11 protein-coding genes are annotated in these 15,201 nt (G+C 70.3%); 4 read left to right on the top strand and 7 right to left on the bottom strand.

Annotated elements, in window-relative coordinates:
• Window positions 1-55 precede the first annotated feature (55 nt).
• Complete coding sequence (locus AZL_RS05840; RefSeq protein ID WP_012973726.1) at window positions 56-1,564, top strand: multicopper oxidase family protein; 1,509 nt, start codon at window positions 56-58, stop codon at window positions 1,562-1,564.
• A gap of 28 nt (window positions 1,565-1,592) precedes the next feature.
• Here AZL_RS05840 and AZL_RS05845 read toward each other — a convergent pair whose 3' ends face one another.
• The 4 genes from AZL_RS05845 to AZL_RS05860 form a co-directional block, all read right to left on the bottom strand.
• A complete protein-coding gene (locus tag AZL_RS05845) occupies window positions 1,593-1,781 on the bottom strand; it encodes a SlyX family protein (RefSeq protein ID WP_371304226.1) in 189 nt (62 codons plus the stop codon).
• A 115-nt stretch (window positions 1,782-1,896) separates the two neighbouring features.
• The gene (locus AZL_RS05850) at window positions 1,897-3,213 is read right to left on the bottom strand and encodes an Nramp family divalent metal transporter (protein WP_012973728.1); all 1,317 of its coding nucleotides are present in this window, start codon (window positions 3,211-3,213) and stop codon (window positions 1,897-1,899) included.
• A gap of 126 nt (window positions 3,214-3,339) precedes the next feature.
• Complete coding sequence (locus AZL_RS05855; RefSeq protein WP_012973729.1) at window positions 3,340-5,541, bottom strand: helicase-related protein; 2,202 nt, start codon at window positions 5,539-5,541, stop codon at window positions 3,340-3,342.
• Entirely contained in the window at window positions 5,538-6,353 is an 816-nt protein-coding gene (locus AZL_RS05860; RefSeq protein ID WP_012973730.1) for a TrmH family RNA methyltransferase, read from the bottom strand. Before AZL_RS05860 ends, AZL_RS05855 begins: the two co-directional genes overlap by 4 nt.
• 305 nt (window positions 6,354-6,658) lie before the next feature.
• On the opposite strand from AZL_RS05860, the gene AZL_RS05865 reads away from it, so the two are divergent.
• Window positions 6,659-7,663, top strand: coding sequence for a patatin-like phospholipase family protein (locus tag AZL_RS05865; RefSeq protein WP_012973731.1), 1,005 nt, complete (start codon window positions 6,659-6,661; stop codon window positions 7,661-7,663).
• A 4-nt stretch (window positions 7,664-7,667) separates the two neighbouring features.
• Here AZL_RS05865 and AZL_RS05870 read toward each other — a convergent pair whose 3' ends face one another.
• Together AZL_RS05870 and AZL_RS05875 are read right to left on the bottom strand one after the other, a co-directional pair.
• Complete coding sequence (locus AZL_RS05870) at window positions 7,668-10,793, bottom strand: efflux RND transporter permease subunit (protein ID WP_012973732.1); 3,126 nt, start codon at window positions 10,791-10,793, stop codon at window positions 7,668-7,670.
• A 15-nt stretch (window positions 10,794-10,808) separates the two neighbouring features.
• The gene (locus tag AZL_RS05875) at window positions 10,809-12,047 is read right to left on the bottom strand and encodes an efflux RND transporter periplasmic adaptor subunit (RefSeq protein ID WP_012973733.1); all 1,239 of its coding nucleotides are present in this window, start codon (window positions 12,045-12,047) and stop codon (window positions 10,809-10,811) included.
• Window positions 12,048-12,393: 346 nt separating this feature from the next.
• On the opposite strand from AZL_RS05875, the gene AZL_RS05880 reads away from it, so the two are divergent.
• Window positions 12,394-13,461 carry a lytic transglycosylase domain-containing protein gene (locus AZL_RS05880; RefSeq protein WP_012973734.1) on the top strand — a complete coding sequence of 356 codons (1,068 nt, stop codon included), beginning with the start codon at window positions 12,394-12,396 and terminating at the stop codon, window positions 13,459-13,461.
• A 24-nt stretch (window positions 13,462-13,485) separates the two neighbouring features.
• Here AZL_RS05880 and AZL_RS05885 read toward each other — a convergent pair whose 3' ends face one another.
• Entirely contained in the window at window positions 13,486-14,109 is a 624-nt protein-coding gene (locus tag AZL_RS05885; RefSeq protein ID WP_148219220.1) for a hypothetical protein, read from the bottom strand.
• Between the two features lie 111 nt (window positions 14,110-14,220).
• Between AZL_RS05885 and AZL_RS05890 the strand changes: the two genes are divergently transcribed.
• Complete coding sequence (locus AZL_RS05890) at window positions 14,221-15,126, top strand: LysR family transcriptional regulator (protein WP_148219221.1); 906 nt, start codon at window positions 14,221-14,223, stop codon at window positions 15,124-15,126.
• Window positions 15,127-15,201 lie beyond the last annotated feature (75 nt).

A 15,201-nucleotide genomic window follows, 5' to 3' on the forward strand; every position in this document is an offset into this window, starting at 1 on the left:
GCTTTCGCGGCATCGTTCTCCATCCCCCATGCACCCGATCATTCGGAGTCCATCCATGACTCTCGCGCTTTCGCGCCGCCGTCTGCTGTCGACGGCGGCGGCCGGCGGCTGTGCCGCCCTGCTGCCCGCTTTTCCCCGGTCCCTTCTTGCCGCCGCTCCCGTGGGCGAGGCCGTCCGTCTGACGGTCGACCGCCGTACGCTTGAGGTGAATGGCAAGGCGGCCGGCGTATTCGGCATCCGCCAGCCCGACGGCACCCATGGGCTGACGCTGGAGCCCGGCCGGCGCTTCCTGGTCGATCTCTCCAACCGGGCGGGGGAGGACACCATCATCCATTGGCACGGCCAGACCCCGCCTTATGTCCAGGATGGAGTCGTCGACGGGAACAGGCCGGCGATCCGCGACGGCGAGACCGTCCGCTATGACTTCACGCCGCGCACAGGCACCCATTGGATGCATTCCCACCACGGCATGCAGGAACAGCTGCTGATGGCGGCGCCGCTGGTTGTCCGCGCCGAGGAGGAGCTCCGCGCCGACGAGCAGGAGGTGACCATGCTGCTGCATGATTTCACCTTCCGCGATCCGACCGAGATCCTGTCCTCTCTCGGCGCCCCATCCGGCGGGATGAGCCATGACGGGATGAACCATGACGGGATGAACCAGGGCGCCATGGATCACGCCTCGATGGATCATGGAGCGATGAACCACGGCTCCGGGCATGACATGGCCGGCATGTCCGGCGCCATGGCGATGGATATGAACGATGTCGAGTATGACGCCTATCTCGCCAACGACCGCACGCTTGCCGACCCGGAGGTTGTGCGGGTGGAGCGGGGCGGACGCGTCCGGCTGCGCATCATCAACGGCGCCACCTCGACCGCCTTCCATCTCGACCTCGGGCTGTTGAGCGGCGATGTGATCGCGGTGGACGGCAACCCGGTGCGTCCGGTGGCCGGCAGCCGTTTCGCCATCAGCATGGGGCAGCGGCTGGACATCCGCCTGACGCTGCCGGCCGAGGGTGGCGCCTTTCCGGTCCTGGCCCTGCGCGAAGGGGCGGCGCAGCGCACCGGCATCCTCCTCGCCACGCCCGGCGCGGCGGTGGACAGGATCGCGCCGGCCGGGCAGGCGGCGACCGATCCGCTCGACCTGTCGCTGGAACGGCAACTGGTCGCGGTGACGCCGCTGGCGACGCGGGCCGCCGACCTGACGCGCCGGATGCGATTGACCGGGTCGATGGCGCCCTATGTCTGGAGCCTGGACGGGCGGACCTTCGGCGCGCACCAGCCGCTTGTGGTCCGCCAGGGCCAGCGGGTGGAGCTGACCTTCGAGAACGCTTCGATGATGGCGCATCCCATGCACCTGCACGGCCATCATTTCCAGGTCGTCGCCATCGACGGCCGTCCGCTGGTGGGGGCGGTGCGCGACACCGTCCTGGTGCCGATGATGGGCAGCGTGACGGTCGCCTTCGACGCCGACAATCCCGGCCGCTGGCCGCTGCATTGCCACAACCTGTTGCACATGGCGACGGGGATGATGACGGAGGTGGTTTACGAAGGGGTGGGGTGAGGAAAGGTCGGCTTCGCCGCCTCCCCCCTCAATAATGCGGCGGCGGCCGGTCGTCCTGCGGCGAGGCGATGGCGTATTCGGTCGCCTCCAGCCGGTCGCGCATGCGCTGGAGCCGGACGGTCAGAAGGTCGATGGTCCGGCCCTGGGCGAAGATGACTTCCGACATCTCCTCCGCCATCCGCTCGTGATGGGCGAGGCGGCTTTCCAGATCGGCCAAACGTTGCTCGATGGCACAGTGTTCGGGGGCGGGATCCATACGGCACCGGTCAAAGGGAAGGGGAACGGGCCGCAGGATGGACCATTCCCCGCTCCGGGTCGAGGCGCGTTTCGGTTCACGCCATCGCGCTGCTGCCAGCCAGCCAGCCGGACAGGCCGGTCAGCACCAGGACGGTCAGGCTCGCCAGCCGCAGGGTCAGCGGCCCCATCGCCAGCCCGCCCATCAGCTTGTCATTGCGCAGCAGCACCAGCATCGGGATCAGGATGAAAGGCAGGGTCAGCGCCAGAACCACCTGACTCAACACCAGCAGCCCGTCGACCGCGCCGTCGCCGGCGCTGCCCAGCACCGCCAGCGCCGGGATCAGCGAGGCGCCGCGGGTGATCAGCGCCCGGGTGACCGGGCTCAGGCGCAGGTTCAGGAAGCCTTCCGTCACCATCTGCCCGGCCATGGTGCCGGTGGTGGTGGAACTCTGCCCGGCGGCCAGCAGGGCGATGGCAAAGACCAGGGCGGCGGCGGTGCCGATGCTGCCGCTCAGCAGGGCATGGGCATCCTCGATGCCGGGGGTGGCGCCGCCCTGGGCGACCCCCTGGAACGCCACGGCGGCGACCGCCAGGATGGCGCCGTTGACCAGACCGGCCAGCGCCAGCGCGGCCGACAGGTCGATGGTCAGCCAGCGGGCGGCCTGCCGGCGTTCCGCCTCCGTCCTCACCCCGGCCAGCCGCGAGCGGACCAGACCGGAGTGCAGGAACAGGTTGTGCGGCATGACGGTGGCGCCGATGATGCCCAGCGACAGGTACAGCATCTGCGGATCGCGGGCCAGCTCGACGCTCGGCATCAGCCCGGCCAGCAGGGCGGCGGGATCGGGGCGGGCGATCGCCAGCTCCCAGGCGAAGCAGACCACCACCACGCTCATCAGCGCGCCGACCACCAGTTCCGGCGCCCGGCCCCTGGCGCCGGGCAGGGCCAGGATGCCGAAGGTCAGCAGGGCGGAGACCACCACGCCGGCCATGACCGGGATGCCGAACAGCAGCTTCAGCGCGATGGCGCTGCCCAGCAGCTCGGCCAGATCGGTGGCGATCATCGCCAGCTCCGACACCAGCCAGACCGCCATCGCCACCGGACGCGGGAAGCGCTGGCGGATCAGCCGGGCCAGATCGGTGCCGGTTGCCAGCGTCAGCCGCACGATCAGCCCTTGCAGGAAGATGCCGGCCAGGCTGGCGATCAGCACCGCCGACAGCAGAGCGAAGCCGAAACTGGAGCCCGCCGCGATGTCGGTCGCCCAGTTGCCCGGATCCATGTAGCCGACCGCCACCACGAAGCCGGGGCCGAGCATGGTCCAGAACCGGCGCCCGGCCATGGTGGTTACGGAGGGCGCCGGGGAGGCCGCGGTGACGGCGACGCTGTCGGCGATGGTGGGGGATGCGGTCTTCACGCCGGTTGCTCCTGAACGGTGCGATCGCGGCCAGAGGCTTGGCCGCGGATGCAACGATGTCAGGGCCGGACGATAGTGTCCAATCGATGGCTTCGAAGATTGCGATAGGTTTGGACTATTGATTCGTCAGCGGCGGCGCGGGCCGAAGCGTTTGCGCGGGGCGCCGCGGAAGCCGGCGGCCGGCGGCGGTTCGCGGCGGCGGGCGCGCGACGCCAACGCTTCGGACAGGCGTTGGCCGATGGCGTCGCGGGCGCCGCGCACGCGCTCGCGGTCGGGCAGGGCGTCGGGGAATTTGCGCGCGGCCCAGAAATAGAGGTCGCAGGCGCGCGACGCCGCCTCCAGCACATCGGCGGCCAGCCCGTCGAAGCGTGCCGGGATCAGCCGGGCGAGCGGCAGCACTTCCCCGGCCTCCACCGCGTCGAGGATGGCGGCGAAGACCTTGGCGTCCTCCGCCTCCTCAAGATCGGCGGGGGCCAGCAGCAGCTCGAGCTTGGCCGACAGGGCCAGCCGGCGGGCGTCCAGCATCGGCGCCGCCCGGCGCAGGGCCGACAGGTCGGCCAGCCGGAAGGGGGAGCCGGCGGTGTCGGCACTGCCGAAGCACTCCACCAGCAATCGGGTCTCGTCGCTGTCGATGTGGCTGGCGAGGCGGGCCAGCATGGCGCGGGTCGGGCGGACGGGCAGCGGGGCGTCGGCGCGCAGGCTGCGGTCGGGCGCCTCCAGCAGCCGTTTCAGCGCGGCGGGAGCGCCACGGGCGATGACGCCGAAATGCCCCTCCTCGAACTGGCCGAAGCGGCCGGCGCGGCCGGCGATCTGCTTCACCTCCGTCGCGGTCAGCGGGCGGACGGCGCTGCCGTCGAACTTCTCCAGGGCGGTGAACAGCACGCGGCGGCAGGGCAGGTTCAGCCCCATGCCGATGGCGTCGGTCGCCACCACCACATCCGCCTCGCCGGACAGGAAGCGCGCTGCCTCGCGCCGCCGCACCGCCGGGGCCAGCGCGCCATAGATGGCGGCGACCGACAGGCCCTGGGCCAGCAGCGTGTCGCGGACGCTGTGGACCTCGCGGCGGGAGAAGGCGATCAGGGCGTCGCCACGCTCGACCTCCGCCCATTCCAGCCGGCGGTCGAGCATCGACAGCGGCGTCTTGCGCGCCAGCTCCACCACCTCCAGCGGCTCGCCGAGATGGGCGGCGGCGCGTTCGACCAGCGGGCGGACCTCCGGCGCGCCGAGGATATAGACGGTCTCCGCCGGCACCCCCATCAGGGCGGCGGTCCAGGCCCAGCCGCGCGCCGGGTCGGCCAGCATCTGGATTTCGTCGATCACCGCCACCTCGACCGGGCGGTCGGGGTCCATCACCTCGATGGTCGAGGCGGTGTGGCGGGCGCCGGGGGTGCGGATCTCCTCCTCGCCGGTGATCAGCGTGGTCGGCGTGCCCTCGGCGTTCAGCCGCTCCATCACCTCCAGCGCCAGCAGGCGCAGCGGCGCCAGATAGACGCCGTCGCGGGCCTCGCGCAATGCGGTGATGGCGCGGTGGGTCTTGCCGGAATTGGTCGGGCCGATCACCAGCACCAGCCGGCGGTTCATGCCGCGCGCCACCGGGAACAGCCGTTCGAAGCGGGAGAAGTCGAAATGGCGGTCGACATAGGCGCGGCCGCGCGCCTCGGCCCGCTCGCGCCGCCACTGGTCATACTCGCGGTCCCAGCGCTCGAGCAGCTCGTCGGCGTCCGTGCGGTTGCGGGCGGCCTTGCCCAGCCGCTCGGCGAGGTTGGCGAAGCCCCAGTCGGGATCGCCGCCGGCCCGCTCCGCCAGATCGCGCAGCCGGGCGGCGACGCGGGACAGCGCCCCGTCCAACGCGGCGCACAGGGCCGGATCATGGTCGAGCCGGGCCGACAGCTCGGCATCGGACAGGTCCGACAGCTCCAGCGCGTCGAAGCCGCGGGAGGCTTGCAGGCGGATCGCCGGCGACAGGCCGGGCCAGGGCAGCTCGTCGCCACGGACGGCGCGGACGCGGGTGCGGTCCTCGCAGGACAACAGGGCGGTGTGGCCGCCGGCCAGCGCCCGGCGTCCCTGGGCCAGCAGGGCGTCGCGGCGGTGGGCGCGGTCGATGCGGCCGGCGATCTCCAGCAGGATGGCCTCGCGCCGCTCCGCCGGGACCAGCAGGTCGCGCTTGCCCTTGGGCAGCGGCAGGCCGAGCGGCACCAGCCCGCGCGCCTCGGCGTCCCGCATCCGCAGCACGCCGGCCGCTCCCAGCGTCGTCACCTCCGGATGGGCGGTGGCGAGGTCGTGGACCAGATGGGGGTCGGCGGCGGAGCTGTCGAGGTCTTCGGTCATGCTGGTGTGGCCTGTCCGGCGGCGACGTGGTGCAGCACGATGCCGCTGGTGGTCGCCACGTTGAGGGAATCGAAGCCGCCGGCCATCGGGATGCGGACGCTGCGGGCGCGGGCCAGCAGGGCGGGCGGCAGTCCCGGCCCCTCCGACCCGAACAGCAGGGCGGCGCGGCGGGGCGGTGTCAGGGCGGCCAGGGTCTCGGCGCCGGCCGGGCTCAAGGCCACCGCCTCGAAGCGGAAGCGGTCGAGCAGGGCGAGCGGATCCTCCCCGGCGTCGAGCCGCGCCGTCGGCACCAGCAGCGTCGCCCCCACCGAAACGCGGATCGCCTTGCGGTAGAGCGGATCGCAGCAGCCGGGATCGAGGATCACCGCGTCGGCGCCGAAGGCGGCGGCGTTGCGGAAGATGCCACCCATATTGTCATGGTTGCCGATGCCGAACAGCATCACCACGCGGGCGACCGGGCCGCAGGCGTCGAGCAGATCGGCGGCGCTGGGGATGGAGATCCTCTCCCCCACCGCCAGGATGCCGCGATGCAGGGGAAAGCCGGCGATGCGGTCCAGCACCGGCTGGGTGGCGGTATAGACCGGCGTGCCGGGCGGAAGGGCCGCCAGCATCGGCTCCAGCGCCGTCACCCGCTTTTCGGCGACCAGCAGCGAGCGGGCAAGGGTGCGGCTGGACTGGACGAGGCTGCGCACCACCACCGCCCCCTCGGCGATGAACAGCCCGTCGCGGCCGACCAGATCGCGTTCCCGCACGTCGCGGTAGGGCTCGATGCGCGGGTCTTCCGGGTCGGTGATCGGGATGATGGTGGGCATCGGATTTGGCAAGGGGCGCGCGCTCGGTGTCGGGGATGTGGGCCTAGTTAGTGCATTTGGCGGCGGCTTTCCAACGCCATGACCGGAGGTCGGCGGAGTTTCTTCCCCATCCGGTTGGAATAACCCCTTGCCGATGGACAAGCGCCTCCTCATGTTGCGGTGCAGCATGACGAGTTGGAGGCCTGCTGGCCATGACCATGATCCGAAGGCTGTGGAACCGCTTGCGTGGTCGGGTGGGGGGCAGGCGGCCCGCGCCGCCCCTTCTTCTTCCGGCCGAACCGCTGGAGTTGCCGGGACCCGGCCCCATGCAGGCTCTGCCGCCGCCCAAGCCGACTCTGGCGCTGGCGTTGCAGGGCGGCGGCGCCCATGGCGCCTTCACCTGGGGCGTGCTCGACCGGCTGCTGGAGGAGGATATCCAGTTGGTCGGGGTCAGCGGCGCCAGCGCCGGGGCGATGAACGCGGCGATGCTGGCGCAGGGCTGGGCGCGGGGCGGCCGCCTGGGCGCGTTGGGGGGAGCGCGGGAGGGCGCGCGGGCCGAACTGGCGACTTTCTGGGAGCGGGTGAGCGCCGCCGGCCGGCTGGGGCCGATCCGTCCGAGCGTGACCGACCGTCTGCTCGGCCGCTGGAACGTCGATCAGGCGCCCGGCAGCCATCTGGTGGATTGGGCGCGGCGCTGGGTCAGCCCCTATCGGACGCAATCGGCCGACTTCCATCCGCTGCGCGGGCTGCTGACCGAGATGGTCGAGCCGGAGCTGATCCGGCGCAGCGGGCTGCGGCTGTTCGTCAGCGCCACCATGGTGCGCAGCGGCGCCCTGCGGCTGTTCGACGAGACGGAGGTCGGGGTCGATCATCTGCTGGCCTCCGCCTGCCTGCCGAACCTGTTCCGCGCGGTGCGGATCGACGGTGAGGATTATTGGGATGGCGGTTATCTCGCCAATCCGCCGCTGTCGCCGCTGGCGGCGGCCTGTCCCGGCGCCGATCTGCTGGTGGTGGCGATCAATCCCTTCACCTGCGCCGCCACGCCGGAGGAACCGGCCGACATCGCCGCCCGCCTGAACCAGATCACCTTCAATGCCGCCCTGTTGCAGGAGATGCGCTGCCTGTCCGCCCGCGCCGACGGCCCGCGCCTGCATCTGATCGGCGCCGACGACCATCTTCAGGATCTGGGGCTCTATTCCAAGCTGATGACCGACTGGAGCTTCCTGAACTGGTTGCGCGACGCCGGGCGCGAGGCGGCGGAGCGCTGGGTGGAGGACAATCTGCGGGCGGTCGGGAGCGAGAGCACCGCGCGGTCGCCGGCGCTGGCGTGAGCGCTCACTCCGCCGCGTGCCGGTGGGCGTCGGGGTCGGCATGGGCGAACCAGCGCTTCATCCGGCGCGACAGCCCGTCCAGATAGGTCAGCGCCACCGGCACCACCAGCAGAGTCAGGATGGTGGAGGACAGGAGCCCGCCGATCACCGCATGGGCCATCGGGGCGCGCTGCTGCGCCCCCTCGCCGATGCCGAGCGCCAGCGGGATCATGCCGAAGATCATCGCCGCGGTGGTCATCACGATGGGGCGCAGGCGGATGATGCCGGCCTCGACCAGCGCGTCATGCAGGCCGGCGCCGCGCCCGCGCGCCTGGTTGGCGAAATCGACCAGCAGGATGGCGTTCTTGGTCACCAGACCCATCAACATGATGAAGCCGATGGCGCTGAAGATGTTCAGCGTCGAGCCCGCCACCAGCAGCCCCAGGAACACGCCGACCAGCGACAGAGGCAGCGAGGCCATGATGGCGAGCGGTTGCAGGAAGCTGCCGAACTGCGAGGCGAGGATCAGGTAGATCAGGATGACGGCGAGCGCCAGCGCCTGCGCCGCGTAGCCGCTGGTCTCGGCGATGTCCTTGGTGGAGCCGCCGAAGACGATGCGGTAGCCGGGCGGCAGCTCGATCCTGGCGAGCGCCGTTTGCAGGTCGCGCCCGGCGTCGCCGGCGGCGCGGCCCTGGACATTGGCCTGGACATTCACCTCGCGCTGAAGGTCGCGCCGGTTGATCTGCGAGGCGCCGAGCGTCGTCGTCACCGCCGCCACCTGGGACAGCGGGATCATGCGCGGCGTCCCGTTGGCGTCCACCCCGCCGGAGAAATGGATGCGGTCGAGGTCGGCGCGGCCGGCGCGGTCGCCCTCCGGCAACCGGACCAGCACGTCGTAGCTCTCGCCGTCCGGCGCCTTCCAGCTCGACACCGTGTCGCCGGCGAACAGCGGGCGCAGCGTGTCGGCGACCTTGGCGGTGCCGATGCCGAGATCGCTGGCGAGATCGCGCTCCAGCCGGACGGCCAGCGTCGGCTTGGCCGCCTTCAGCGTGCTGTCGACGTCGACGAAGCCGGGGATGGCGCGCATGGCGGCGATCACCGTCCGCGACAGCCGGTCCAGCTCGGCGATGTCGCGGCCCTGGACCGAGACCTGGATCTGCTTCTGCACGCCGCCGACGCCGGGAATGGCGATGCCGATGGTGACGCCGGGGATCGCCGACAGGCGCTGGCGCAGCAGCGGGGCGAGGTCGTTGGGCGAGCGCCGGCGCTGGTCGATCGGGGTGTAGCGCAGATAGAGGCTGCCCCGGTTGTGGCCGATCGACACGCCGGTGTTGACGGTGGCGTAGGTGTAGGCGATTTCCGGAAACTCGCGGATCGCCGCCTCGACCTGCCTCGTCTTGGCGGTGGTGGCGGCGAGGGAGGAGCCGACCGGGGTCTCCACCTCGACGATCTGTTCGCCGAGATCGGCGGCGGGGACGAACTCCACGCCGATGCGCGGCACCAGCAGGAAGCTGCCGAAGAAGATCGCCAGCGCCGCGACCACCACCAGCCAGCGCCGGCGCAGGCCCCAGCGCAGCAGCCGGCCGTAGCCGTGGGACAGCGCGTCGAAGCCGCGCCCGAACCAGGCGGCGAAGCGGCCGAAGATGGACCGGCCATGCTTGCCGTGCGCCGCCGGGTCGTACCACAGGCTCGACAGCATCGGGTCCAGCGTGAAGGAGACGAACAGCGAGATCAGCACCGCCGCCGACACGGTGATGCCGAATTGCAGGAAGAAGCGGCCGATGATGCCGCCCATGAAGGCGACGGGCAAGAACACCGCGACGATGGTCAGCGTGGTCGCCAGCACCGCCAGCCCGATCTCCGCCGTGCCGTCGAGCGCCGCCTGCCGGTGGCCCTGGCCACGGGCGAGATGGCGCATGATGTTCTCGCGCACGACGATGGCGTCGTCGATCAGGATGCCGATGGCGAGCGAAAGCGCCATCAGCGTCATCATGTTCAAGGTGAAGCCCATCGCCGCCAGCATGCCGAAGGTGCCGAGCACGGCGACCGGCAGGGTCAGCGCGGTGATGACCGTGCTGCGCCAGGATCCGAGGAAGAGCATGACGATCAGGATGGTCAGGATGCCGCCCTCGACCAGCGTCTCCTGCACGTTGCTCAGCGAGTTGGTGATGCCGCGCGAGCTGTCGCGCACCACCGCCAGCGTCACGTCGGGCGGCAGCGAGCCGTTGGTCCGCAGATCCCCGATCGCCTGATGCAGGCCGCGCGCGACCTCCACCGTGTTGGCGCCCTGGACCTTCACCACATCGACCGCCAACGCCGGAGCGCCGTTCAGCAGGGCCGCCGAATCCTGCTCCTCCTGCCCGTCGATCACCTCGGCCACCTGGGACAGGCGCACCGGACTGTTGCCGCGCCGGGCGACGATCAGGTCCAGCAGGTCGCGCGGGTTGCGCACCCGCCCCTCCACCTGCACCACGCGTTCCCGCCCCTGGCCGGTGACGGTGCCGGCGGGCACGTCCTGGTTCTCGTTCGTGACGGTGGCGATCACCTCGTCGACGCCGACGTTGAGTGCTTCCAGTTTTTCGGGCTTAAGGCGGACCAGGATCTGGCGCTTCACCCCGCCGGCGATGGTGGCCTTGCCGACGCCGCGGACATTCTGCAAGCGCTTCAGGATGATCTGGTCGGTGAGCGTGGTGAGGTCGCGCAAGGACCGCAGGTCGGAGGTGACGGCGATGGACAGGATCGGCTGGTCGTCCGGGTTGAAGCGGGTGATCTGCGGATCCTTCACCTCGTCGCGGAAGCCGGCGCGGATCGCCGAGACCTTCTCGCGCACGTCTTGCAACGCCTGGACCGAGGAGGTCTTCAGCTCGAACTCGGCGATGACGACCGACTGGCCCTCGTAGGAGCGCGAGGTCAGCGTCTTGATGCCGGCGATGGTGTTGACCGCATCCTCGACCGGGCGGGTGACGTCGGTCTCCACCGTCTCCGGGCTGGCGCCGGGATAGCTGGTGCTGACCACCACCACCGGGAAATCGATGTCGGGAAACAGATCGACGCCGAGCCGGTTGTAGGAGAAGAGGCCGAGCACCATCAGCGCCACCATCATCATGGTGGCGAAGACCGGATTGTCGACGCTGATGCGGGTGATCGGCATGGCGGCGATCCCCGGTCAGCGGCCGGCGCCGGGGCCGGGGGCCGTGCCGGCGATGGTGACGGCGCGGCCGGCGCCCAGGCCGGGCAGGTTGCCGGTGACGACAGGGGTGCCCGGCGCCAGCCCCTCCACCTGCACCAGGTCGCCGCGCGCCCATGAGGCCAGCCGGGTGACCGGCCGGCGCGTGGTCCGCCCGTCGGCGATCACCAGGACGAAGTCGCCCTGATCGTCATGGCGGACGGCGACCGGCGGCACGGCGATGGCGTCCGCCGCCTGCGCCACCAGCACCTCGCCGCCGGCGAACATGCCGCCGCGGAGCGCGCCGTCCCTGTTGTCGATGGTGACATAGACGGGGATGGCGCGCGATCCCGCCCGCGCCATCGGGTTGATGCGGGCGATGCGGCCGGCGAACGATCGCTCGCCGAATCCCTCGACCCGCAGGCTGGCGGTCTGGCCGACGGCGAGCCGGGCCACCTGCTCCGCCGGGACGGTCGCCTCGACCTCGACCCGCGACAGGTCGACGATGGTGAACATCGCCGCGTTCACCGCCAGATTTTCCCCCGGATTGACGGCCCGGACGGCGACCATGCCGTCGATCGGGCTGACGACCACCGCGTCGCGCAGGGCCTTGCGCGCCAGCTCCACCTGGGCGGTCAGCGCATCGACCTGGGCGCGCTGGAAGCCGAAGCCGCTTTCGGCCTGATCCAGGCTGGTGTCGGAAACGATGTTGCTGCGGTTCAGGGTGCGGTTCTTGGCGAGCGTCCGTTCGGCGAGAACCAGCTGGGCGCGGGCGCCTTCCAGATTGGCCTGCTTCTCGTTCAGGCGGGCGGTCAGCTCGATGGTGTCGAAGCGGGCCAGCACCTCGCCCCGGCGCACCGCCTGTCCCTCGCGCACCAGCACCTCGGCCAGCCGGGCCGCGACCTCCGCCTTCACCGCCGATTGCTCCATCGGCGAGACGGAGCCGCTGAGCCGCACCGTCTCGGTCAATGGGCGCGGCGCGACCGCCGTCACCTCCAGCGCCGTCAGCTCCACCGGCCGCTCCGTCGCCGCGGCGGATGGGGGAGGGGAGGGGGCCGCCGGACCATGACCCCGCCAAAGCCAGAGCCCGCCGCCGGCCAGCAGCAGGACCAGCGGCAGCGCCAGCAGCCGGCCGGTCCGTCGCGGGCGCCGGGGCTTGTCGTCCTGTGGCGATGGCTGCGGCGATGATCGCAAGGGGGGCTGCACCGCCTGCGGGAGGGCTCTTTGTGGGGCGGTCATGGGCGTCGATCCGGTTCGTCCCGCCCTGTACGACCGTGGCGGCTTCGGTTGAGGGCGTGGCCGTCGCCCTCCATTAGGGGTGGCGCGGATGTTCCGTCAAGGTTCCCGTCGCCGCACCTCGGCCCCAGGGTGGCTTTGTCCGAAAGGGCTGTGAAGTTAGGCGTAGCCGCATTCGCCTAAAATCTTAATTGTCGACGATTTCGCAAGGGATGAATGGGGCGGAATTGGGGCGTCTTCGGGACAGGATCCAAGAAACCGTCGTGATGTCGCTTGACAGGCGTGGCCTATACATTGAAAAGCGATCCATCTCTTGTCCCGCCTGCGTCAACAGCTCGGAAATCCCCTCGTGGCCAAACGGAACCTCGCGACGATCAACGCCGCCGGAGCGATGCTGTGCCTGGCTCTCGGTCTGGCCGGCTGCGCCTCCGAAGCGCCACAGGTGCAGACGGCTTCGCCGGCCGAGGCCGCCTATGTCCCGGACCCGAACGATCCGCTGTCGCGCTGGGTTCCGCACATCCGCGAGGCCTCCCAGCGTTACGACATGCCGGAGAAATGGATCCGCGCGGTGATGATGCGTGAGAGCAACGGGCGGGCGACGACCAACAACGGCAAGGTGCTGACCAGCTCGGCCGGGGCCATCGGCCTGATGCAGGTGATGCCCGGCACTTATGAGCTGATGCGCACGCAATATGGCCTCGGCCCCAACCCGGCCGATCCGCACGACAACATCATGGCGGGCACCGCCTATCTGCGCGAGATGTACGACCTGTTCGGCGCGCCCGGATTCCTCGCCGCCTATAATTGCGGCCCGGCCTGCTATGCCCAGCATCTGGCCGGCAAGCAGCGGCTGCCGCGCGAGACGAAGCTGTATCTGGCGGCCCTGACCCCGGTGCTGCGCGGCGCCGCCCCGAGCCAGCCGTCGCAGACGGCTGGCGCCTCCGCCATCGAGATCGCCGTGGTGCCGGACGACGCGCCGAAGCCGCGCGGCGGTCAGGCCCCGACCTCAAATCAGGCCGCTCCCGCCCCGGCAATTCCCGCCCCGGTGGTGGTGGCGTCGGCGGAAACGCCGCCCTCCAAGGCGGTGGAGCCGCGCCGGATGGAGCCCAGGCCGTCCGCCGCGCCGGAGCCGTCCGCCGCCGTCGTCGCAGCGGCCGCTCCCGTCGTGATTCCGGGCATCGCGCCGTCGCCCAATCCCAAGCCGGTCCAGGTCGCCAGCCTGGAACCGCCGCAGCCGGCGGTTCAGCGCATCAACCCGCAATTCACCGCCCAGGTGGCCGAAGCCCTGCTGCCCAATCCGGGCGCGGCGAAGGGTGAGCGGGTGGTCATGCGGTTCGTGTCGCAGCGGGCCGACGGCTGCGGCAGTGTGACCGGCCGTGACCGCATCTGCGTCTCGCTGGCCGGCGCCGGGTCGTAACCCGCGGTGCCGGCCGCCGCGCCTTCATCCGTTGGTGGTCTGGCCACTGGCGCTCCGGATGCCGGACCGGCTGAGCGGAAAATGCCGCAGCATCAGCGGGCGCACGGCAAACAGGGCGACGAGCACGCCGATGGCCATGGCGCCGGTATAGGCGGCCATGTAATGCTGGTAGTTCAGCAGAGGGGCGACCACCCGCGCGGCGCCGATGAGGCCGGCGAACAGCCAGGATGTGGTGCTGACCGCTCCCAGAACCAGGCATAGCGACAGCATGACCGGCGGCAAGGCCCGCCTTTCGCCCGACAGCGCCGGGAAGGCGATGTTGTGCAGCAGCAGGCCGTTGCCGGTGAGAACGAACACCACCGTCAGCTTGGCCAGAATCTTCGGGCTGCCCGTCAGCGCCTGAACCGACAGGCCCGGTCCAAGGGCGATCAGGCCCAGCCCGCTCAGCCACAGGATCGCGAGAAGCCAGGCGATCTGTTTCGCATCCTCGCCCAGGTCGCGCCGCCCGGCGAAGTAATCGCCGCGCAGCATCGCCCAATCGCCCCGGATGACCGTCACGAACGAGAAGGCGAAGGCGACCAGATGGGCGAACAGGAAAATCTGACGCCCGATCAGAAGTCCGACATCGAAAAGCATGGTGGCTTGCATCTGCTGGGTATCCCGATGGCAAAAAATCCTGCTCGCGCGAACCATAGCCCAGCGGGAGGGTCAAACAAATTTCATTGATTTCAATAAGCTCTTCGATATTTTTGAATGACTATGGATGCGATAACCGTCGAGCAGCTCCGGGTTTTCGTTACGATCGCGGAACAAGGCAGTTTCGCGGCGGCGGCGCGCCATTTGAACCGGACACAGTCGGCGGTGACCTACACCGTCCAGAAGCTGGAGGGGCAAACCGGCGTCCCTCTGTTCGACCGTGACCAGTACCGTCCGTCCCTGACCGAAGCCGGGCGTTCGCTTCTTCCCCATGCCCGCAAGGTGATCGGCGACATCGCCGATTACCGCCTGCACGCGGACCGGCTCCGGCAGGGGTTGGAGGCCGATCTGCGCATCGTCGTCAGCCAGTTCGTGTCGCCGGACCTCTATGTCGATGTCCTGAAGCGGTTCGAACTGACCTTTCCCAGCGTGCGGCTTGATTTGGCCACCATCACGGTGCAGAGCACGGCGGCGCTCGATCAGGGGCAGGCCGACCTGTCGCTGATGCCCGAATTCTTCCCGATGGGAAACAGCTATGTCCGGCGGCATTGCGGGGTGTCGAAGATCATCGTCGTCGCCGCGGCCGTCCATCCGCTCGTCCAGGTCGCGGTGCCGCTGACGAACGACATCATGTCCCGCCACATGCAGATCATGCTCGTCTCCCGCGAGGCGTCGTCCCTGAAGCAGAACCATGCGCAGCATGCCGACAATTGCTGGCGGGTCGATGATCTGGAAACCAAGCGGCGGCTCATCCTTGGCGGTGTCGGCTGGGGAAGCATGCCGGACCATCTGGTCGCCGGCGCTTTGCGCGACGGCACGATGGCCGTGCTGGAACCGGCGGAATGGGACGGGTCCGACCGTTTGCCGCAACTGCCCATCGTGGCCGCCCATCGCCGCGACCGCCCCCCGGGGCCCGCCGGTCAGTGGCTGTTCGAGGAGTTCAGCAGAGGCGGCGAGCCGATCGAATGACGGGCGCCGGCCCTCCGGCGCAGGGCCGGCTTTCCTGGGGCGAACGGGTCTCGATGCCGTGCCGATTTGATCTTG

This window comes from Azospirillum sp. B510, from assembly GCF_000010725.1.
Taxonomy (GTDB): Bacteria; Pseudomonadota; Alphaproteobacteria; order Azospirillales; family Azospirillaceae; genus Azospirillum; species Azospirillum lipoferum_B.